The 22,111-nt window shown below is 55.7% G+C and carries 17 protein-coding genes; 11 read left to right on the top strand and 6 right to left on the bottom strand.

Features of this window, described 5'->3' with window-relative positions; translation table 11 throughout:
• Window positions 1-116: 116 nt before the first annotated feature.
• From polA to G512_RS0103015, 3 genes are all read right to left on the bottom strand, one after another.
• Complete coding sequence (polA, locus tag G512_RS0103005) at window positions 117-3,071, bottom strand: DNA polymerase I (protein ID WP_028480418.1); 2,955 nt, start codon at window positions 3,069-3,071, stop codon at window positions 117-119.
• Between the two features lie 162 nt (window positions 3,072-3,233).
• A complete protein-coding gene (locus G512_RS0103010; protein ID WP_028480419.1) occupies window positions 3,234-4,271 on the bottom strand; it encodes an acyltransferase family protein in 1,038 nt (345 codons plus the stop codon).
• A 130-nt stretch (window positions 4,272-4,401) separates the two neighbouring features.
• Window positions 4,402-4,935: an FxsA family protein gene (locus G512_RS0103015; protein WP_028480420.1), complete on the bottom strand. Its 534-nt coding sequence runs from the start codon at window positions 4,933-4,935 to the stop codon at window positions 4,402-4,404.
• 291 nt (window positions 4,936-5,226) lie between these two features.
• Between G512_RS0103015 and G512_RS0103020 the strand changes: the two genes are divergently transcribed.
• The 7 genes from G512_RS0103020 to trpS all read left to right on the top strand — a co-directional run bounded on the left by G512_RS0103020 (window position 5,227) and on the right by trpS (window position 13,759).
• Window positions 5,227-5,964 (top strand): Tim44/TimA family putative adaptor protein, encoded by a 738-nt coding sequence (locus tag G512_RS0103020; protein ID WP_028480421.1) that lies wholly within the window; start codon window positions 5,227-5,229, stop codon window positions 5,962-5,964.
• The gene (gene mltA, locus G512_RS0103025) at window positions 5,961-7,049 is read left to right on the top strand and encodes a murein transglycosylase A (protein WP_051268830.1); all 1,089 of its coding nucleotides are present in this window, start codon (window positions 5,961-5,963) and stop codon (window positions 7,047-7,049) included. The genes G512_RS0103020 and mltA overlap by 4 nt, the downstream gene beginning before the upstream one ends.
• Before the next feature lie 24 nt (window positions 7,050-7,073).
• The gene (locus G512_RS0103030) at window positions 7,074-7,700 is read left to right on the top strand and encodes a Smr/MutS family protein (RefSeq protein ID WP_028480423.1); all 627 of its coding nucleotides are present in this window, start codon (window positions 7,074-7,076) and stop codon (window positions 7,698-7,700) included.
• Window positions 7,697-8,068 carry a helix-turn-helix domain-containing protein gene (locus G512_RS0103035; RefSeq protein WP_028480424.1) on the top strand — a complete coding sequence of 124 codons (372 nt, stop codon included), beginning with the start codon at window positions 7,697-7,699 and terminating at the stop codon, window positions 8,066-8,068. Before G512_RS0103030 ends, G512_RS0103035 begins: the two co-directional genes overlap by 4 nt.
• An 88-nt stretch (window positions 8,069-8,156) precedes the next feature.
• Complete coding sequence (locus G512_RS0103040) at window positions 8,157-10,985, top strand: [protein-PII] uridylyltransferase (RefSeq protein ID WP_028480425.1); 2,829 nt, start codon at window positions 8,157-8,159, stop codon at window positions 10,983-10,985.
• Between the two features lie 9 nt (window positions 10,986-10,994).
• Complete coding sequence (gene murJ, locus G512_RS0103045) at window positions 10,995-12,563, top strand: murein biosynthesis integral membrane protein MurJ (protein ID WP_028480426.1); 1,569 nt, start codon at window positions 10,995-10,997, stop codon at window positions 12,561-12,563.
• A 110-nt stretch (window positions 12,564-12,673) separates the two neighbouring features.
• Window positions 12,674-13,759, top strand: a complete 1,086-nt coding sequence (trpS, locus tag G512_RS0103050; RefSeq protein ID WP_028480427.1) for a tryptophan--tRNA ligase — start codon at window positions 12,674-12,676, stop codon at window positions 13,757-13,759.
• A gap of 60 nt (window positions 13,760-13,819) precedes the next feature.
• Here trpS and G512_RS0103055 read toward each other — a convergent pair whose 3' ends face one another.
• On the bottom strand, window positions 13,820-14,947 hold the full coding sequence (locus tag G512_RS0103055) for an HlyD family secretion protein (protein WP_028480428.1): 1,128 nt from the start codon (window positions 14,945-14,947) through the stop codon (window positions 13,820-13,822).
• A complete protein-coding gene (locus G512_RS23075) occupies window positions 14,947-15,297 on the bottom strand; it encodes a DUF3302 domain-containing protein (protein WP_028480429.1) in 351 nt (116 codons plus the stop codon). Before G512_RS23075 ends, G512_RS0103055 begins: the two co-directional genes overlap by 1 nt.
• 294 nt (window positions 15,298-15,591) lie before the next feature.
• Between G512_RS23075 and trpA the strand changes: the two genes are divergently transcribed.
• From trpA to G512_RS0103080, 4 genes are all read left to right on the top strand, one after another.
• Window positions 15,592-16,422 (top strand): tryptophan synthase subunit alpha, encoded by an 831-nt coding sequence (gene trpA, locus G512_RS0103065; protein ID WP_028480430.1) that lies wholly within the window; start codon window positions 15,592-15,594, stop codon window positions 16,420-16,422.
• A 71-nt stretch (window positions 16,423-16,493) separates the two neighbouring features.
• The gene (gene accD, locus G512_RS0103070; RefSeq protein ID WP_028480431.1) at window positions 16,494-17,432 is read left to right on the top strand and encodes an acetyl-CoA carboxylase, carboxyltransferase subunit beta; all 939 of its coding nucleotides are present in this window, start codon (window positions 16,494-16,496) and stop codon (window positions 17,430-17,432) included.
• A gap of 55 nt (window positions 17,433-17,487) precedes the next feature.
• Window positions 17,488-18,849, top strand: coding sequence for a bifunctional folylpolyglutamate synthase/dihydrofolate synthase (locus tag G512_RS0103075; protein ID WP_228130468.1), 1,362 nt, complete (start codon window positions 17,488-17,490; stop codon window positions 18,847-18,849).
• A gap of 337 nt (window positions 18,850-19,186) precedes the next feature.
• Window positions 19,187-21,238, top strand: a complete 2,052-nt coding sequence (locus G512_RS0103080; RefSeq protein WP_028480433.1) for a TonB-dependent receptor domain-containing protein — start codon at window positions 19,187-19,189, stop codon at window positions 21,236-21,238.
• Between the two features lie 65 nt (window positions 21,239-21,303).
• On the opposite strand, the gene G512_RS0103085 is transcribed toward G512_RS0103080, so the two are convergent.
• Complete coding sequence (locus tag G512_RS0103085) at window positions 21,304-22,110, bottom strand: HesA/MoeB/ThiF family protein (RefSeq protein WP_028480434.1); 807 nt, start codon at window positions 22,108-22,110, stop codon at window positions 21,304-21,306.
• Window position 22,111 lies beyond the last annotated feature (1 nt).

Raw genomic sequence — 22,111 nt, forward strand, 5'->3', positions numbered from 1 at the left:
ATGATTCACGTGAAAAAGGGAAGGCTCGCACCTTCCCTTTTTGTATATCGTTTTGTTGCTGATGCCATGTTGCGCCAGCAAGAGCTTTCTGGCCGCTAACTGAAAGCACAGTGGCGTTAGTGTGCCTCATCCCAGTTATTTGCCGCCTTAGCTTCCACCTTCAATGGAACGGACAAGGTCAACGCCGGCTCCGTGGCCTGCTCCATGGTGCTGATAACGATCTTCTTGGTCTCATCCACTTGGTCTTCTGGCAATTCAAAGATGAGTTCGTCATGCACTTGAAGAAGCATCTGTGCATCCAGGTGGGATTGCTGCAAGACGGCATCCATACGCACCATTGCCCGGCGAATAATATCTGCGGCTGAGCCCTGAATGGGAGCGTTGATCGCAGCGCGCTCATAGAACTGACGCATATTGGGGTTCTTGGTGTTTACATCCGGATAGTGGGCGCGGCGTCCAAAAATGGTTTCCACGTAGCCATTGGCGTGAACGAACTTCTTGGTTTCTTCCATGTATTCCTGAATACCGGGGAAGCGCTTGAAATAGGTTTTGATATAATCTCCGGCTTCACCACGAGAAATACCAAGCTGGTTTGCCAGTCCAAAGGCGGAAATGCCGTAGATAATGCCAAAATTGATTGCCTTGGCCTGCCGGCGAACCGTTGGGTCCATGCCTTCAATGGGTACGCCAAACATTTCGGAGGCTGTCATCGCATGGATGTCCAGATCCTCGGCAAATGCCTTTTTCAGCTGCGGAATGTCGGCCATGTGAGCCAGAACCCGCAACTCGATCTGACTGTAGTCTGCAGAAATCAGTTTCTTGCCCTTGTCGGCAACAAAGGCTTTGCGGATCTTGCGGCCGGCCTCAGTACGGATCGGGATATTCTGGATATTGGGCTCGGAGGAAGACAAGCGCCCTGTTGTCGTGGCTGCCAACGAAAACGATGTGTGAACCCGGTTGGTCTGGGGGTTGATGTAGTTCGGAAGAGCGTCCGTATAGGTTGACTTCAACTTTGAAAGTTGCCGCCATTCCACGATCTTTGTCGGCAACTCATGGCCTTGGGCTGCAAGATCTTCCAGAACCGATGCGGAGGTTGACCACGCGCCGGTTTTGGTTTTCTTGCCGCCCGGCAGGCCCATTTTGCCAAACAAGATTTCACCAAGCTGCTTCGGGCTTCCAATATTGAAGTTTTCGCCAGCCAGCTCGAAGATTTCACTTTCAACCGCTGCAGCGCTCTGGGCAAAGTCACCGGACAGGCGGGATAGCATTTGCCTGTCCACAGAAACGCCCCGGCGTTCCATTCGAGCCAGAGTGTCCACCATTGGACGCTCAAGCCGCTCGTAAACGTGAGCCAGGCCTTCTGCCGCCAGCCGCGGTTTGAGAATGTGCCAGAGGCGAAGTGTTACATCGGCGTCTTCGGCAGCATAGGCCGTCGCCTTGTCGAGTGGCACCTTGTCGAAGGTAATCATGTTGCGTCCCGAGCCGCAAACCTCCTTGAAGGGAATCGGCGTGTGGTCCAGCCAGCGCTCGGCAAGCTCATCCATTCCATTGCCGCCAACGCCGGCATCAAGAACGTAGGACAGCAGCATGGTATCGTCGAACGGCGTCATTTCGATTCCGTAACGACTTAACACGAGCCAGTCGTATTTCATGTTTTGGGCGATTTTCAAAATCGCCGGATCCTCCAGCATCGGCTTCAGGATCTCAAGCGCTTCCGCCATCTGAAGCTGGCCGGGCACCAGATCCCCACCGCCGAGAAGGTCTCCCTCCCCCTCCACATGGGCCAGAGGGATATAGCAGGCCTTGCCTGGGCGCGTTGCCAGCGAAACCCCGACAAGATCCGCTTGCATGGCGTTGAGTGCGCTGGTTTCCGTATCCACGGCCACGTGGCCAATCTCATGAATCTCCTCAATCCACGCTTTCAGTGAGGTGGCATCCGATATCATTTCATAGGCGGAACTATCGATGGAAATCGATGTTATTTCTGCCTTTTTGGCTTCAACCAGAGCGCTTGGTGTCCACGCAGTATTACCGTCATTTCCACCAGTTGCTCCCAATTTATCAGCAGGGATATCCTCAGAAGGTGTTGCCGGTTCCCAACCGACAATGGGAACATCCGCGGGCTCAATGGCTTCCGCGTCCGTCGCTGTTATTTCGGCAACCTTCCGCGTCAGCGTGGTAAAGCCCATGGCTTTCAAAAAGCCGAGCGCTGAAGGTCCATCCACATCAACAATGGACAGATCTTCCAATGGCACCTCAACGGGAACGTCTTCTTTCAGCTGTACCAGCTGCTTGGATATGCGGGCCTGATCCGCAAATTCGATCAGGTTTTCTCTGCGTTTCTTTTGTTTAATGGTGTCGGCTTGTTCAAGAAGCGTTTCCAGAGTGCCGAACTCGTTGATCAGTAGCGCGGCCGTCTTCAAACCGATACCGGGAACGCCAGGCACGTTATCCACGCTGTCGCCCGCCAGCGATTGCACTTCGACGACCTTGTCGGGTGTTACCCCAAACTTCTCAAAGACCTCTTCGGGACCAATGAGCTTGTTTTTCATTGTGTCCACCATGCCGATCCGCTCATTGACCAGCTGCATCAGATCTTTGTCGCCCGAGACAATAGTCACTCGCGCGCCACATGCAGCGGCCTGCCGTGCGTATGTCGCAATCAGATCGTCTGCTTCATACCCCTGCTGCTCCAGCGCCGGCACACCAAAAGCGCGCGTCGCTTCACGTATCAATCCAAACTGAGGGATCAGATCTTCCGGCGCATCGGGCCGGTGCCCCTTGTAATCTGGGTAGATTTCGTTTCGGAATGTGTCGCCGGACTTGTCGAAAATTACGGCAAAATGGGTCGCTTCATCGCCGGGCTCTTTTGTGGGGCCTTGCTGGATCATTTTCCAGAGCATGTTGCAAAAGCCCGAAACGGCGCCAACAGGCAGCCCATCGGGTTTGCGCGTCAGCGGCGGCAGCGCATGATAGGCGCGGAAGATGAAAGTCGATCCATCTACAAGGATAAGATGGTCGTTTGGCGTGAGTGCAGGAGCGGTAGACTGATTTGGCATGGGCGCGATCATGCCCCCGCCGGTTGCCGAAAGAAAGGAAAAAAGCGGCCAATCTCCGGCTATTCGCAGGTTTGGTACGAGCGGTGACTTGGCACCATCGGATCGGCCTGCTCTTTAGCTTTCTGCACCCGTTCTGGGCTTGGTTTTGTCAGCAGGTCTCGTCGCTATCCGCTGTTATTCCGCAGGTATGGAAGCTGGTTTTGGCGGGGCAATGTAGGCCCAGCGAGGCCGCTCAAACAGGAAACGACCGAAATTGTATCGATCAATGAGCCAGTACAGGATCAGCGGCGATCCGACGGCGGCCAGTGTAACCGCAACAGCGATCAGATCGCTGTCCTGTATGAGGCCGAGTTTGAGAAGTACCACCCGCGTCACGGCCATGGGGAAGAAAAAAGACAGGTAGATCACAATTGAATTTTTTCCGCATACGCGAAGGAAGTCAAAAAAGCGGCTGCATGCAAGCAATGTCGCGCTGGTGATCACTGCAAGCGCGCCCAGAAACCCAAGCGCCAGAGAAATGCCTGGCAATGTTGCCAGGCCGCCAAAGACAAACGCGCCATTCACTGCTGCCCAAACGGCCAAGCCGACCAACGAAAGCGCAATGTGCTCTTGCACCCAAGCCGCTATCGAGAAGATTTGTGTTGCAAAAACGTATCCGCAAAAGAAAAACACGAACCGCGAACATGATTCATCAAGGATGACCGACCCGGTGTCTACGGGTATGGAGTGAAGCACTGCAGCGCCAAGCAGTGTAATCCACCAAGGAATTCGCATCTCGTGAAGCAGTTTTGTGAGTACCATGAACAATGGCAGCACGTAGATGAACCAAAGCGTTCCGAACGGTTGAACAAACGCCAGAAGATACGCTTCAAGCACGCCGTTCCACCCGATCTCCGCAGCAAAGGAGGGCGCTTTTATAACGAATTGAATAGTGACCCAGAGCACATAAAAATAGGCGAAATGCACCAATTTTCGGTCGAGGTAAACGCGCCATGGACGGTCAATGACACGAGCGAGAAACAGGCCGGATATCATGAAGAAATCGGGCATTCGAAACGGACGGGCAAACTCGACAAAAGCCCCCATCCAGCCGGACTGTCCGGTTACGGCCTCCACACCCAATGTGGAGTGCATCATGACAACAAGCACAATGCAAAAGCCCTTCGCGTAATCGACCCAATCGACACGATTGTTCGCTGTATGAATGGCCATGCTGTCTTACCCCGATGCCGGATGCCCCGTAATTCTTATCCCCTCCTTATAAGGGTTCGTACGAGGGCTCCAGCCTTTTTGTCGAGGGCGGGGTCGTCAACTTGAATTAGGGTAAACAAGGAAGACGCAATCAGGACTTGTTATCGCCGCGCCAAGGCGTTTCTCGATCACTTCCGATGGACCGCTGTGGGCCATCTTCAGGTGCATCGGGATTACGCGGTTCTCTCGACGACCATTCTTCCACGTCCAGATCAACGACCCCCTCATCGGTCCGATAGCGCCGGTGCATGTGGACATCCGGATGAACCTGTACGCGCGCTGCCATGGCGCGGCCCAGATAGGTGCGCACTGCAGGAATGAACAGCAAGAGGCCGATCGCATCCGTGAAGAAGCCCGGAATCAGCAGGCAAATCCCGGCCAGTACGATAAATGCGCCGTGCACAAGTTCGTCACCCGGTACACGTCCGGCATCCATTTCCGAGCGCATCCGCATCAAGAGGCTCACCCCTTGATGGCGCAAAAGCGCTGTGCCAGTTACGGCAGTCAGAATGGTGAGTAGAATGGTTGGGATCGCGCCTATTTCACTTCCCACTTCGACAAAGAGAAAAATCTCTATTGTGGGGACCAGGATAAAGGCGGCTAAAATAATGAGTCCGACAGGCATAGCGCTCGCATTGTTTTATCAAACACTCTATATATATGAGCTACTAGCCGAAATTGCGAGTATGTAATGCTTGGAATGCCGAACGAAGATCGGCGGTCCACCCGTCTAAAGGGGCATCGGCAACAAAATTCGTGTTTGATATGGTGCTAAACCATTGGATGTTGAGCCCATAACGCTTAAATTGGGATCAATAGGTATAAAACGGGCGATGTGAGGCGTATCGCGCTGAGCCGAGGGGCGCTGACGAGATGCGACAACATTCACTACAAAGGGATTGGTCGGTAACGCGACATGAGCGAAATTTTCGACGTCACCAACATCATCATTCTTGTCGTAGCAGTGGTCATTTTTCTTCGGCTTCGTTCGGTTCTGGGTAAAAGAACCGGCAATGAAAACCCCCCATACGATCCATATTCGGCGCAACCGGGTAAGGATGCCTCCCAGGCACCGCAGTCTCAGAGCGGGGATAACGTGATCCAGCTGCCGGGCAGCAATCAGCACCAGCCGGGTGTGAATGCCAGCCAGGCCCACGAGGCCGCCGAGGAAGCCATTGAGGAAATGGCAAAGCCCGACACCAAACTCAATACCAATCTGCGTGCCATTCTTGATGCAGAGCCGGGCTTCAATCCAAAAGAGTTCTTGCAAGGTGCCACCGCAGCCTACGAGATGATCGTCACGGCTTTTGCTCAAGGTGATCGTAAAACCTTGCAGATGTTGCTGTCTGACGATGTTTATGAAGGCTTTATTGCTGCGATTGAGGCCCGTGAAGGCCGTAAAGAACGGGTGGACTTCACCTTTATTGGTATTCAGAAGTCAAACATCGTTGATGCTGAACTGAAGGACAAGGTTGCTCAGATTACCTTGAAAATCAAAAGCCAGCTCATTACCGCAACGCGCGGACCTGAGGGGCATATCGTGGAAGGTGATCCGACCAACGTGACCGAGGTAACCGATATCTGGACCTTCAGCCGCGTTACCGGAACACCGGATCCGAACTGGAAGCTGGTTGCCACCGAATCCGGCGAATGAGTGGAAAACAGCTGACGTTGCCGTGGCAACGTTGTGTGCGTGGACGGGTGGTTGGAGCTGTAGCGGCCCTCACCCTCTTGGTGGGCATCGCCCCTGTCGGCCAAGCCAATGAGCACACCATGGAACCCATTGAATTTAAAAGTATTCCCGGTTGGGCTGCAGATGATCATTCTGCGGCCCTTTACGCGTTCAGGCAGAGTTGTCGCGGTTCCGGTGGTCAAAACAGGAGCGATGAACAGCGTCGCCTTGAAACTCTTTGTGAGCGTGCTCGCCTGCTTGGGCAAGCGTCGCGCGATGAGGCGCGCCGGTTTTTTGAGAATAATTTCTTGGCCATGCGCGCTGCGGGTGAGGGATTTGTTACCGGCTATTTCGAACCGGTGCTGAAGGCGTCTCTGACCCGCACGAAATCCTTCCGCTATCCGCTCTATCAAAAACCCCAGGGCTTGAATCCCCTGCCTGATCGCTCAGCCATCATGGATGGTGCCTTGGCAGATCGGGGCCTTGAAGTGCTCTGGCTCGACAATCCGATAGACGGATTTTTCGTTGCAATTCAAGGGTCTGCCCGTGTTGAAACCCCTGAAGGAAAGCGCTATCGGTTGCGTTACGCTGCCAAGTCCGGCCATCCTTATACGCCCGTCGGCCGCGTTTTGATCGCGCGCGGTGAGATTCCGCGCGATCAGATGTCAATGCAGGCAATCAAGGATTGGCTGTATGCGCATCCGGATGCCGCCGAGGATGTAATGCGCCTGAATCGGTCCTACATATTCTTTTCAATAGAAGAGGATAAACAAGGAACGGAAGGCCCCGTCGGTGCGGCAGGAGTCCCTTTGATTGCAGGTCGCAGTCTTGCACTGGATCACCGGCTTTACAGCTACGGACTGCCAGTTTTCATAGGTGCACGCTTGCCTGATGGGCAGGGAGCCGTTAAACCCTTCAACCGTTTGATGGTTGCTCACGACACCGGATCAGCCATTCGGGGACCTGCGCGCGGGGATATTTTTTTCGGCAGCGGGTATAAAGCGGGCGAACAAGCCGGGCGTATACGCCATTCAGCAGACTTTGTTGTTCTGCGCCCAAGACCTTGACCTATAACCTGATGCATATGGCCTATGAGCGCAGACAAACCAACAAGAAAACGCCGCAAAGGCCTGAGTGATGAGGACCGTGCCCTTTGGAAAAAGGTAACGGCAACGCTGACCCCTTTGCACCCGGCCAAACAACGCTTCGATGAAGCGTTGAATGAGGCGGCCGTGGAACCGGAGCCGCTAAAACCTGCGCCGCCAATATCGGCCAAAGAAAAGAAAAAACAGCAGCTTAATACTGTGAGCCTTCCCAAGGCGACTCAAAAGCCAGCCCTGCCCCCCTTGTCACCATTGGCGAAACGCGACAGGCGGCGACTGGTCCGGGGGCGCGGCAAGACCATTGATGCACGCATTGACCTGCATGGCATGACACAGCATCAGGCTCATGATCGGTTGCGGGGATTTCTGCACCACAGCCAGGTCAGTGGCTATGCTTTGGTTTTGGTTATTACCGGAAAAGGCACGGCACCTGACGCCTCGCCCTATGGCGATATGCGCGGTGTTCTGCGGCGCGTGGTGCCACAATGGCTCTCTTTACCCGACTTTCGCAATTATGTTGTTGGATTTGAGCAAGCCCACCCCAGTCACGGGGGCGAAGGGGCGCTGTATGTCAGGATAAGACGTCGCAAAGGGTTCGGCGGGGATTACTCATGACACCATTTGGGGCCAAGGTGCGTGAACTGCGCCGCAAAAGAAACGTCACGCTGAAAGAGATGGCTGAGGCGCTCTCCGTGTCGCCGGCCTACTTGTCGGCTTTGGAGCATGGACGGCGCGGAACGCCGACCTGGTACATGGTCCAGCGCATCATCACCTATTTCAACGTCATCTGGGACGAGGCCGAGGAATTGCAGCGGTTGGCGGAAAGTTCCGATCCGCGCATAACAATCGACACCGGGGGATTAAGTCCTCAAGCCACGGAACTGGCGAACCTGCTGGCCGCCAAGATTGGCGGCCTTTCTCAGGAGTCACTGGACCACTTGTTGCATCAACTCCGTGTGGTATCTGCGCGCGATAACGTATAGGCTGAACGCCCAAACCGATTGAAACATTCGTGCATCGGTTTGCGTTAAACCCGTATTTTTTGCGTTGGCTGCTCTCTGGACGTTCGACATGACCCCATCTGCCCTTGGAATTGCCCACCTGGTGCCGGTAGACACCATTCTTGATGAATTTTCAGCTTTGGTTAAAGAGCACGGTGGCAACGCAGGAAACCCGAAAGTGCGCAGCGCTGTTCTGGCGCGGTTGAAAGAGCTGTATCAATCTGCTCGCCAAGAGATCGAGCAGATGTTGTTTGATGACGGGCGTGGGCGCCGCTGTGCCGAGCGCCTGAGCATGGTGCAGGACCAGATCATCATCCTGATTTACGAATTTGCCTCACGCCATGTGTACCCCACATCCAGCCGCAGCAAGGCCGAGCGACTGGCCGTGATTGCTGTTGGCGGTTATGGGCGGGGCACTCTCGCGCCCCAGTCGGATGTGGATCTCCTGTTCTTGTGGCCCTACAAGCAAACCCCTTGGGGCGACCAGATGGTGGAGTACATGCTCTACATGCTCTGGGACATGGGGCTGAAGGTTGGACACGCAACGCGCAGCCTGAATGACTGTATTCGTCAGGCCAAGGCCGATATGACCATCCGGACAGCGCTGCTGGAAGCCCGCCACATCTGGGGGGACAAGCCGCTATATGATGATCTCCTGCGGAAGTTCGACAAAGACATCGTGGCCCAGACGGGCAAGGAGTTCATCGAGGCCAAGTTGGCCGAACGCGATGAACGCCACGAGCGGCAAGGCTCCTCCCGCTATCTGGTGGAACCGAACGTCAAGGAGAGCAAGGGCGGGCTGCGCGATCTGAATACCCTGTTCTGGATCGGCAAATACTTCTACCGCGTCAACAGCAGCGCCGAACTGGTCAAGGTGGGTGTATTCTCGCGTGCTCAATTGAACCGGTTCCGAAAGAACCAAGATTTTCTCTGGGCTGTCCGCTGTCATCTGCATTTCCTCACCGGTCGGGCTGATGATCGGCTCTCCTTCAATGTGCAACGCGAAATTGCCGAACGGCTGGGTTACAAGGATCATCCCGGCATGCGCGATGTGGAACGCTTCATGAAGCACTACTTTCTGGTGGCCAAGGATGTGGGGGACCTGACGCGTATCTTTGCTGCCGCCTTGGAGGAGCAACACGTCAAGACGGCCCCGGTTATCTCGAGGTTCTTGAATGCAATGGTGCCCGGTCGCAAACCGCGCAAAACCTCGATCAAGGGAACTCGTGACTTCCTGATTGAAAACGGCCGACTGATCCACGCGTCAACAGACATTTTCAAAAAGGATCCGGTCAATCTGATCCGGGTTTTCTATCTGATCGATCGCAACAATCTGGATATGCACCCGGAACTGTTGAAGCTGATCCGGCGCTCATTGAAGTTGATCAACGCTTCTTTGAGGGAAAACGATCAGGCCAATCGCCTGTTTCTCAAGGTCCTGACATCCCGAAGCGATCCTGAAATCGTCTTGCGGTCCATGAACGAAGCGGGCGTGTTGGGACGGTTCTTGCCGGAATTCGGCAAGGTGGTGGCGATGATGCAGTTCAACATGTATCACCACTACACAGTAGATGAGCACTTGATCCATTCAATCGGTGTCCTCTCGCAGATCGAACGGGGTGAAGGCAGCAATGACCATCCGTTGGCGACCAACTTGATCAAGACGGTCCCGAACCGAACCGTCTTGTATGTGGCCATGCTGCTTCATGATATTGCCAAGGGACGCCCCGAGGATCATTCCACGGCGGGCGCGCGCATTGCCCGCAAGTTGTGCCCCCGGCTGGGCCTGAATCCGGCCGAAACGGATACGGTGGCATGGTTGATCCAGCATCACCTGGAAATGAGCGTTGTCGCACAGTCGCGTGACCTCAATGATCCGCAAACCATCAAGGATTTCTGCAATGTGGTGCAAAGCCTTGAACGGTTGAAGCTGCTCTTGATCCTGACCGTTGCCGATATCCGCGCAGTCGGTCCCGGCGTCTTTAACGGCTGGAAAGGGCAGTTGCTTCGCACGCTCTATTATGAAGCCGAAACAATCATGAGTGGTGGTCATGGTCAGCTCAGCCACCGTCAGAGGTTGGACTATGCCAAGCAAGAGCTTTTAGAAGCGCTTCCCGATTGGCCCGAGGACGAAAAGGCGGCTTATCTTGATCGGCACTATCCGGCCTACTGGTTGCGGGTGGATCTGGACCGGAAAATTCGCCATGCCAATCTGATCCGGACAACGGACAAGGAAGCCGAGCATCTGGCAACAAGCGTCGAGCCCCATGCTTTTGAGGGGATCACCGAGATCACTGTATTGGCGCCGGATCATCCGCGCTTGCTCTCGGTGATTGCGCAGGCCTGTTATGCCGCCGGTGCAAACATTGTCGATGCGCAGATTGATACCACCAAGGATGGGTTGGCTCTGGACACGATTTTCGTGCGCCGGGAACTGCCCGAAGATGCCGATGAACTGCGCCGCGGCCAACGCATCTCAAGTATCATCAAGAGCGCCCTTCGCGGTACCGAGCCCATTCCCGAACCCAGCAACAAGCAACGAAACGCCTTGCAGAAAAACAAGGCTTTCGACATCAAGACATCGGTGAATGTGAGCAACTCCTGGTCGGAGCACTTCACCGTCGTGGAGGCGATCGGGCTCGACCGCCCTGGCCTGCTGTTCAATTTGACCCGGGCGCTGTCGGAATTGAACCTGAACATTGCTTCGGCCCATGTGGTGACATTCGGCGAGAAAGCGGTGGATGTGTTCTACGTGACCGACCTGACTGGACAAAAAATCAGCAATGTCGGTCGTCAGGATGCCATAAAGGCGCGGATAACAGAGGCGTTCGATGGGGCTGCAGAACCAGTGCCAAAACCGGTTCGTCCACGCCGGCGCCGCGCGCCGATGGCAAGTTAGTGGGAATAGATGCTGTTTAAGAATTTTGCGACGGTGGGCGGCGCGACGCTGCTGAGCCGCGTCCTCGGGTTTGTGCGTGATGTGATGCTGGCGGCCTTTGTGGGCGCCGGTCCTGTCGCCGATGCTTTCGTTGTGGCCTTTCGTCTGCCGAACCTGTTCCGCCGGCTGTTTGCCGAAGGCGCGTTCAACTCCGCGTTCATTCCCCTGTTTGCCCGCTCTTTGGAGGAGGATGGGGAGCGTGGAGCCAGACAATTTGCCGGCGAAATTGCTGCGGCCCTGTTCTGGACCCTGGTCATCGTTCTTGTGCTTGCAGAAATCGCCATGCCCGTGTTGGTCTATGTTCTCGCGCCCGGTTATTTTTCTGATCCCGCCAAGTTCGATCTTACCGTTTTGATGGCGCGTATCGCCTTTCCCTACCTGCTGTTCATGTCTTTGTTGGCCTTTGTCAGTGGCATCCTCAACAGCTTTCAGCGTTTCGCCGCCGCAGCCATGGCCCCCGTCATGTTGAATGTGGTGATGGGGCTTGTGCTCGCTGGCATCGGCTTGTCAGGTCTTGAACCCACGCCCACAACCGGTGTCATTCTGGTAACTGGTGTCGCTGTGGCGGGTGTCGTGCAACTTGCATTCGTGGCGGTTGATCTGAAGCGGCTAGGCTTTTCCATTCCGCTTTTTCGGCCGCGATGGACGCCGGGGGTCAAGCGACTTTTGTCATTGGGCCTGCCGGGCGTTCTGGCCGGCGGCATCACGCAGATCAATATTACGGTTGGAACCATCATCGCCTCCATGCAGGATGGCGCGAACTCGTTTCTCTATTACGCTGACCGCGTCTACCAATTGCCCCTAGGGGTGGTGGGCATTGCCATTGGCGTGGTGTTGTTGCCCAACTTGACCCGATCCTTGCGCTCAGGCCATCAGGAGGAGGCGCTGCATCTGCAGAACCGCTCGCTTGAGTTTGCGCTGGCCCTCACATTGCCTGCCGCAGTTGCGCTGTTTCTGATCCCCAGAGAAATTATTGATGTCCTGTTTGGTCGGGGGGAGTTCGGTCAAGAGGCCATCAACCAGACAGCATGGGCGCTGATGGCCTTCAGCATTGGCCTGCCGGCCTTCGTTTTGAACAAGGTTCTTTCGCCGGGTTACTTTTCCCGGGAAGATACCAAGACACCGATGTACTTTGCCGGTGTTGCCATGGTCATCAATGTGGTGCTGGCAATCGGTCTTTTTCCGTTTCTGGCCCATGTGGGCATTGCCGTGGCAACCTCTGTTGCAGGTTGGGTGAATACCGGGCTGTTGGCTCTGTTGCTGTATAAACGCGGTCACTTTGAGCTGGATACGGCCGCGCTGAAGCGCTTGCCGCTGCTGTTCATAGCCAGTGTTTTGATGGGCGCTGTGGTGCTGGGGCTGGCCATATTCGTACCCGGTGCTCACGCGGAACGGTTCCTCGTCCGGGCCGGGCATCTGGCCATTCTGGTTCTGGCGGGCATGGTTTCCTTTGCGGTTTTTGTCCAACTGACGGGCGCGGTGAACTTCGTGGCCTATGCCAAACGTCTGCGCAGCCGGAAAACTGCGCCCAAGACCTAAGTTTGGTCCGGCGCATCTTGCAACAGACGGGCCGAAGGGCTAACAGTTGCGGCGCATGTTGCAGCCCATCAGGCCCTTCCAACAGGCCGTAGTATCAGGGAATTATTGAAATGAAGGCGTTTGAGCCACGCGTTTTTTCCGGTGTTCAACCCACCGGAAACCTCCACCTTGGCAACTATCTTGGTGCCATTAGCCGTTTTGTTCCGTTGCAGGATCAAATGCCCACGATTTATTGCGTGGTCGACCTGCATGCCATCACCGTCTGGCAAGAGCCGGAAGTCCTGACGCGCACGATCCGTGAGGTGACTGCTGCCTATCTGGCCGCCGGCATTGATCCGAAGAAATCCATCATCTTCAACCAGAGTCAGGTGAAAGAGCACGCGGAACTGGCGTGGATCTTCAATTGCATTGCGCGCATGGGCTGGCTCAAGCGGATGACGCAGTTCAAGGACAAGGCAGGCAAGAATCAGGAAAACGCGAGCGTCGGCCTGTTTGCCTATCCAAACCTGATGGCGGCGGACATTCTGGCTTACCGCGCAACCCACGTGCCCGTTGGTGAAGACCAGAAGCAGCACCTTGAGCTGACCCGGGATATCGCGCAGAAGTTCAACAACGATTATGCCGAGCGTATCAAGGAACTGGGGCTGGGCATTCCGAATCCGGAGCCGAACCCGGAATTGCCAGATGAGTTGTACTTGCCGTTGACCGAGCCGATGATTGCCGGTTCGGCGACCCGCATCATGAGCTTGCGTGACGGCACCAAGAAAATGTCCAAGTCCGATCCCTCTGATCTGTCACGCATCAATCTGACGGATGATGCCGATGCGATTGCCAAGAAGATCAAGAAGGCCAAGACCGATCCCGAGCCACTTCCAGGTGAGGTGAAGGGGCTGGAAGAGCGGCCGGAAGCGGACAATCTTGTTGGCATTTATGCTGCATTGGCCGACATGACCAAACAGGACGTGCTCAACGAGTATGGCGGCCAGCAATTCTCGGCATTCAAGCCTGCGCTGTCCGAGTTGGCGGTTACCAAGCTTGCGCCCATGAATGAGGAAATGAAGCGGCTGACGCAGGATCCGGGCACCATTGACGCTGTCTTGAAGGATGGCGCCGAGCGCGCGGCGGCAATTGCCGAGCCGGTTTTGCACGACATGCGCCGCATCCTTGGCTTTGTCGAGGCACGCTGGGGCGCGTAAGGCCGAGCGTTGCATCAAAAAGATCAAAAACCCCGGCTGGGTGTTGGCCGGGGTTTTTTGTTAGTGGTCAAACGACAGGTAGTGCAGCCAGGACTGCATGCGCAGCAATACCTTTCGGATGATCGCCACATGATGGAAAAAGTCCGTATAGACTGCAACCTGACCGTAGGATCCGCCGGGTAGGGTGAACTCGCTGATATCCTCGTCCAGATCAATGATGACATTCATGCGTCCCGGCCCGCCTCGATCTTCCGGGGCGATGATTTCGCCGCTGGGTGCCACCTGACCATCGGGTATGTATTCGATGACTGCGGATATCTTGCCGGAGAAGATCCGGCCCGGAATACCGAGAAACGCCACTTCTACTTCGTCGCCCACCTGGAGGCGTTGCATGTGGACCTGAAGAAAGCTGGCAACCACCTGATTGGGCTGTTCTTCAACGAACACCATGCTGGGGGCGATACGGCGCGCCATGAAGCCGGGTCTTACGGCAAGACTGGTGACATAGCCATCTGCCGGCGCCCTGATGACGGCCTGTTCCAGCTCCCATCTGGCCTGCTGAAGCTGTGCGTCGATTTCGGCAATCTGGGCAAACTCACCGGAGGCCGCACGAGCGCCCACGGTCAGTTCCACGCCGCGCAGCGCGGCCTCGGCGCTCTCCAATTGCGCTCGGGCTGTTTCGAGTTCGCGCTCGCGAAATTCCAGTGATGCCACCGAGGCAACGTCGCGCTCCACCAGCGTTGCCGCGTCATCACGCCGGGTTTGTGCCAGAGCGAGAGCGGCTTGCGCGGCCTCCACGTTCGCTTGCGCTTCCCGCAAAGATTCTGTTTGCGCGTCATAGTCTGCCACCACCAATGCTCGCCGTGCTTCCAGCTCATCCACCCGGTTTTTGGCCTGAGTATCGTCCAGAACCAGCAATGGCTCCCCTTTCTTGATGGGGACATTGGGTTTTACGGGCACGTCTATGATCGGCGCCCGCAGGTAGGAGATGATCGGTGTGGTGCGATAAAACGTTGAGGCGATGGTTGTTGCCGGGTGGCTGTAGTTCATCAAAAGGAGCAGCCCGGCAATCAGAAAAACGCCGCCCAGCCCCGCCGTTGTCAAAGACCATTCATTGACCGGAATGCGGAAGACTTTGAATATGACCGTACAGATTGCCACATAGGTGAGGATCAGAAGGATATCCATCAGTTGGCTCCTCCGTCCGTTTTGGTCAAGGTTGCAACCTGTTGGCGCAAGCTGGCCAGTTCATCGGTGAGCCCTTTGACCTGCTGTTCCAGCGCCTCCTCCTTTTGCTTGAGAGCGCCGAAGCCGTATCCTCGATCCTTCTGATACATGGTTGCCCAGATCCACAAGAATGGCCAGATGGCATGGAGCGTGAACAGCGACACCCAGCCCGCCGCATAGATGGCGTCCTTGTGCGGGTGCTCGCGTTTTTCGGCAATCTTGTAAGGGATGTCGTGGATGAACACGATGCCATACACCACCACAAGGATCACGAATATGATCAGAAACAAGGCGAAGTAGTTCAGGAACACAGCGGTCTCCTGTTGATCCAGGATTATTATCTTCCGCAGCGTAATCAATAAGTACTTCGAAGGTGTAAACACACGCAACGGGGCATCGCGCCTCCGCGGGCAGCAATGAAACCCACGGTGAATGCATGACCCTCACAGGCCCATCGGCACCAGCATTAACCGGCACAAGCAAAAATCGACCAAAACAACCACTGATCGGGAGGAGTTTGTTGACAGAACCTAGGTCTGCCCCCTACATCCATTACCAGTTAATTCTTGGAGCAGTCTCTCCAAACACCAAGTTGGTCGGGGTATATGACGAAGACGCGTATTGATCGGCGGTTTGCTGAGCTGAAAGCCGAGGGGCGACCTGCCCTAGTCACCTTTATCACCGCCGGTGATCCGGATCTGGACACTTCCCAGGAAATTCTTGAAGCGCTTCCCGCCGCGGGAAGCGACGTCATTGAACTTGGCATGCCGTTTTCCGACCCCATGGCTGAAGGCGTTCCCATTCAGTTGGCAACACAACGGGCGTTGAAGGCTGGTCAGACCATGGACAGGACGCTGGACATGGTGCGCAAGTTCCGTGAAAAGGACCAGACGACCCCAATCATCCTCATGGGCTACTACAACCCTATCTACGTTCGTGGATCGCACGCATTTGTGGCTGAGGCCAAGGAAGCAGGCGTTGACGGACTGATCGTGGTTGATGTGCCGGCCGAGGAAGATGAGGAACTGTGCATTCCGGCCCTTGAAGGCGGGCTCAATTTCATTCGTCTTGCCACCCCCACCACCGATGAAAAACGTTTGCCTGCGGTGCTAGCCAATACCTCCGGTTTCGTTTATTACGTCTCGGTGACAGGTGTTACGGGCAGCGCCAGTGCAGACACAACTGCTGTCGCAAGCTCCGTTGCCCGGATCAAACAGCACACTGACCTTCCCGTTGCTGTCGGCTTTGGCGTAAAAACCGCTGAGCAGGCGCGTGACATCGGCCGCAACGCGGATGGCGTAGTGGTTGGCTCCGTTCTTGTGGAAGCCATTCGCGCCAGCCTTGACGAGGCCGGCCGGGCCACAAAGGAGACAAAAGAGGCTGTTACCGGGACCGTGCGCGCTCTGCGAGAAGGTGTGGAAAGCGCTCGGGGCTAACAAATTCAATTGGGTGCAGGTTCTGTGCCCGCTCGATCGACCAACAACATCAACAACTGGCGGGGTTGCCCGTGAACTGGATTAATAACGTCGTTCGGCCAAAGATCCGCAGCTTTTGGGAAAAGCGCGATGTGCCGGAAAACCTATGGATCAAATGCCCGGAAACCGGGGAAATGGTTTTCCATCGTGACCTGGAAGCCAACCAGTGGGTTGTGCCGAACTCCAACTTTCATATGCGCATTACCGCGAAGAAGCGTCTTGAATACTTCTTTGACGAGGGTGCCTACACCAAGGTGGCCACCCCTGAAGTCTATCAGGACCCGCTGAAATTTCGCGACCAAAAACGTTATGTTGATCGCCTGAAGGACGCCAAGGCCAAAACCGAACTGGATGATTCCGTTCTGGTGGCCAAGGGCAAGGTCCATGGGGATGAACTGACGGTGGCCGTGCAGGATTTCGCCTTTATGGCAGGGTCTTTGGGCATGGCGGCTGGTGAAGCAATCATCAAGGGCATGGAAACTGCCGTTGAAGATCGCACACCTTTCGTGATGTTTGCCGCCTCCGGCGGTGCGCGCATGCAGGAAGGCATTCTGTCGCTGATGCAAATGCCACGCACCACGCTGGCCGTACAGATGCTGCGCGAGGCCAATCTGCCTTACATCGTGGTGCTGACCAATCCGACCACAGGCGGGGTAACAGCTTCCTACGCCATGCTGGGGGATATTCATCTTGCCGAACCGGGCGCGCTGATCGGGTTTGCCGGCCAGCGGGTGATAGAGCAGACCATCCGCGAAAAACTGCCGGAAGGTTTCCAGCGCTCTGAATACCTGCTGGATCACGGGATGGTGGATATGGTGGTCCATCGCCATGCGTTGCGCGACACGATTTCCAACCTCTGCGGGATTTTGATGAAGCGCGACCCATCCTTGCCGAAACTGGAAGCGCCTGAACCAGCCAAGACCGAACCGGCCGAGGCTGTCAACGAGGAGACGGAAACCTCCAACGCGTAAGGTTCCGGACCCGAAACAAGCTATGAAAAGTCCGGTTTCATGCCGGACTTTTTTCATGAAACAGAGATGGCTTGCCATGAGCAAACATGCGGCTCTTGTTCAGGATGCATTGAAGCGCTTGATGACCTTGCATCCCAGCGAAATTGACTTGTCCCTTGAGCGGATCGAGCGCGTGCTCGCCCGTCTTGATAATCCTCACCAAAAGCTGCCGCCGGTCTTTCACATCGCAGGCACCAACGGCAAGGGATCGACAGGGGCATTCATTCGCGCCTTGCTGGAAGCACAGGGCCAGCGTGTGCATGTTTATACCTCTCCCCATTTGGTGCGCTTCAACGAACGCATCCGCCTGGGTGAAACCGGAGCGCTGGTCAGCGATCGCAAACTGCTGGAAGCGCTGGAGGCAGTGGAGACAGCGACCGATGGTCAGCCTATCACCTTTTTTGAAGCAACCACAGCCGCAGCGCTCTGGCTGTTTGCCCGCGAACCTGCGGATGTCGTCATTCTGGAGGTGGGGCTCGGCGGCATTCTGGATGCCACCAATGTGATTTCCAGCCCGTTGGTAAGCGTGATCACGCCGGTGTCGTTGGATCACGAGAACTTTCTTGGAAACGATCTGGCGGGGATCGCAAGGGAAAAGGCCGGGATCATCAAGCCTGGACGTCCGGTGGTATGCGGACGTCAGCAGGACGCCGCCATGCGGGTGATCGAGTATCACGCTGCGCGGGCAAAAGCGCCGCTTCAGGTTATCGCTCAGGATTTCACCGCCTTCGAAGAGCGCGGCAGATTAGTCTATCAAGATGAAGGGGGGTTGGTGGAGCTTTACCCGCCCAAACTGCCGGGTGACCATCAGATCGACAATGCCGGGCTGGCGGTTGCCGCCGTTCGTGCCGGTGGGTTCTTGTGCGAACCGCAAAGTGTCACTCCCGCCGTAGAAAAGGCGCTGCGCACCGCCAACTGGCCAGCGCGGATGCAATCCCTGACCGATGGCGGACTGATTGATGAACTGCCACTGCTCACCGATGTGTGGGTGGACGGTGGGCACAATCCCGGCGCCGGAGAAGTGGTGGCCCGGTTCATGGCCGATCTAGAAGAGCAGAACTCCCGGCCGCTTTATCTTGTAGCGGGTATGATGACCACCAAAGACCCGGTGGGGTATTTTTCCCAGTTTGCGGGTTTGGCGCGGCATGTACTGACAGTGCCGTTGGCCACAACCACCATGGGGCGTAGCCCGGCCGAGTTGGCACAGTTTGCGCGTCAAGCCGGTTTGGCAGCCACGCCGTGCGCATCGTTTGATGAAGCCTTGAAAGAGTTGAAGGGCCATTTGGCCGATACCATGATTCCGGGACGCGTCCTGTTTTGCGGCTCGCTGTATCTGGCAGGTGAAGTGCTTGAGGCAAATGGCACCCTGCCAACGTGACACACAACCCCTGATTCATCCCACACCTGCGATCCGTCCCCTCCCTTGCCTTGCCCTCCCATTGCGAGTGAGGACGGCGGCAAGCTGTACCTGCGACTCGCTTTGTCCGTGCTTGGGCGGACGGTACAATTGCCGGGTAATCCCACATTTTCCTGCGCGATCAGGGACATCGCCGCTACAGGTGGGCTCCTGCGCCAAATTACCCCTAAAAAATACTTGACTAAATAACTCATGTTTATATTAGGTAGTGACAAATTCCGAGGTAAGGCCTCGGGCGCTAGCCAGAAATTTTCCCAGCCAGCTCACTCCAAAGCCATATAACCAAGTCGGGGCAGCCATGTTTAATGGAACCGTTTCCCGTGCCGCCTTGCTGGCTGGCACAACCCTTTCGCTCGCCTTGTCGGCGGGGCAGTCGCATTCACAAGAAGCCATCACGGTCCTTGATGAGATTGTTGTGACCGCAGGCGAAGAAAAAGTTGCCATCGATACGCCACAGGCAGTGACGGTAGTCGGTCAGGAGGAGATTGACCGCCGCCAGGCAACGACACTAGGCGAGATCCTGAATGATATCCCGGGCGTCTCTGTCATCAATGCAGACAACCCGCTCGGAGAATCCCTGAACATCCGGGGGATCGGCGGAATCCTGTCTTCCGATGAAAACCGCATGATCGTGCAAGTGGACGGGGTGAAATCGTTCTTTGAAGCCTATCGTGCCGGTTCTTTCTTCTTTGAGCCGGAAATGCTCAAGGAGGTTGAAGTGTTGCGCGGTCCAGCGTCCTCCACTCTGTATGGTTCTGGTGCTTTGGCTGGCACGGTCAGTGCTCGCACCAAGGACGCAAGCGACTTTCTTGAAGGCGATGATGCGATTGCCGTTCGTGCTAAAACCACATGGGATTCAAACGGCAATGGCTCCAAGAACTCCTTGATTGCTGCAATGCGCCCGCTGGAAAATCTGGAGTTTCTGGCCAACTTCAATTATGGCCGTTATGGCGATTACGACGCTGGAAATGGCACGGAACTGGGCAACTCGCGGTTTACGGACCTTTCCGGCCTCGCCAAGCTGAAATACACCTTCGGTGAAGATCGCGACCAGTCCCTTACAGCAAGTTATTTCAACATCAACAAGTCTGGTAACGGACTGTATGATCAGATTACCCATGAGCCCATGTTTGGCTATGCGGATCACGTTACAAGTGAACAACAAGGTCGTCTCACCTATGAAAACGCCTTTGCGTCCAATGACTGGCTCGACCTGACAGCTCAGGTTTCCTATAGCGAAACAAAACGCGATCTGGATGATATCACCTATCGCAATCCGTGGAACGGAGACCCTGCTTTCGGCTTGGAAGCCGAATATGTTTACAAAACATGGCAGGGAAAGCTGGAAAACACCTCTGAAATTGAAATCTCTGATACCATTCTGGCCTATCTGACAATGGGAGTGGAAGGGCATCATCGCGAACGTTTGAACCCGCGCTTAATGCCGGATGGCTCCACAACACACGGCGCCTCCTCACATCCGGAAGGAGAGTCACGTTTGTTAGGCGCCTATGGTCAGGCCGAGATCATTGTGAACGACCGCTTCACACTCATTCCCGGCATGCGTGTTGACCATTCCCGCCTGTCCCCCGGCAGTGGTGTTGCCCTACAGGATGACGTCAGTGATACAGCCTTTTCGCCGAAGTTGGCTGCCATTTATGAACTCACGCACTGGATGAATGTGTTTGGGTCGGTGTCCCATACGGAGCGCTTGCCGGTTATTGATGAGGCCTTCACCGGAAACGGCTTTACGGATCTTGGCAAGGAAAAGTCCAACAACTACGAGGCCGGCATCGGGTTCAAGTTCGACGATGTTCTACAGGATAGCGATAGCGTACGGTTCAAGGTAACCGGCTTCCACAATGATATTGAGAACTACCTGTACACCACCTTCCAGGTGCCGGGTGGCGCTGTTACCACAGCAATTGACGATGTGCAGATCAAGGGTGTTGAAGTCGAAGCTGGCTATGCATCTCCAACCTGGTATGGCACGCTCGGTGCAGCCATAACGCGGGGCGACAACCAGTCCGAGGATACGTATTTGGAAAGCGTTGCGGCGGACAATGCGTTCTTCACGCTGGGCTACCGGTTTACCGAATACAATCTGGACGTTTCCTGGCGGTCCGACCTGTATGCACGGCAGGACCGTGTAAACAGTGCTGACAGTGAAACTCCCGGTTACGCGTTGCACAGCGCGCGGTTGAGCTGGTTGCCGGAAGACGGGATGTTTGCTGGGGCAGAAGTGCGTGCTAGTGTGACAAACCTGTTCGACAAGGAGTACACGCCACACCTTAGCGGCACCCAAGGCAAGGGCCGGAGCTTCAAGCTTTCTGTCGCCAAGACATTTTAACGACGATTCCAAAGGGCGGCGGCCTTGAGCCGCCGTCTTCCTGTTTGGGTTGAGGCTCCAGTAACCTAGCTGTCCAGTTCCAGTATTTCCGGCCAGCTCTTGGGGGCATCGCCGTTCAACGGATTGGACGGGTCGCGGCTGTAGCGGATGCTTTCAAAGCGCATGGTGGCGGTATCAACCAGCAGCAGCCTGCCCAGTAGTGTTTCGCCGAAACCGGCGATTTCCTTGATTGCTTCCATGGCCTGAAGGGAGCCGAGAACACCGGCCAAGGCGCCCACAACGCCTGCTTCCTCGCAGGTGGGCACACTGCCCGCCGCCGGCTTGTTGGGAAAAACACAGCGATAGGTCGGATACGGTGTGCCGACCTCGTTGGTGAGGTAGGGTTTCAAAAGAGTGAGTGATCCGTCGAACCGGCCAATGGCGGCTGTGATCAGCGGCTTTTGCGCAAAAAAGCAGGCATCGCTCGCGAGATAACGCGTCTCGAAGTTGTCGCAACAATCAATCACCAAATCATAGTTGCTAACGAGCGCCATCACATTCTGACCGTTGAGGCGTGTGGGATGCGGCTTGACCGATACATTGGGATTGAGCCGGGCAATCGCCTCGGCGGCACTTGCCACTTTCGGTTCGCCCAGTTGGTCCGTATCGTGAAGTACCTGCCGCTGCAAATTGGACAGGCTGACAACATCATCATCGATAATACCGAGCTGACCGATGCCTGCTGCAGCCAGATACTGCAATACGGGCGAGCCAAGGCCCCCGGCCCCGATGACCAGAACCTTGGCGTCTTTTAGTTTTTGTTGTCCGGCACCGCCGATTTCTTTCAGCACGATGTGGCGAGCATAACGTTCCAGTTCTGCAGCAGACAGCACA

The organism is Pseudovibrio exalbescens DSM 16456 (genome assembly GCF_000422785.1).
Classification (GTDB): domain Bacteria; phylum Pseudomonadota; class Alphaproteobacteria; order Rhizobiales; family Stappiaceae; genus Pseudovibrio; species Pseudovibrio exalbescens.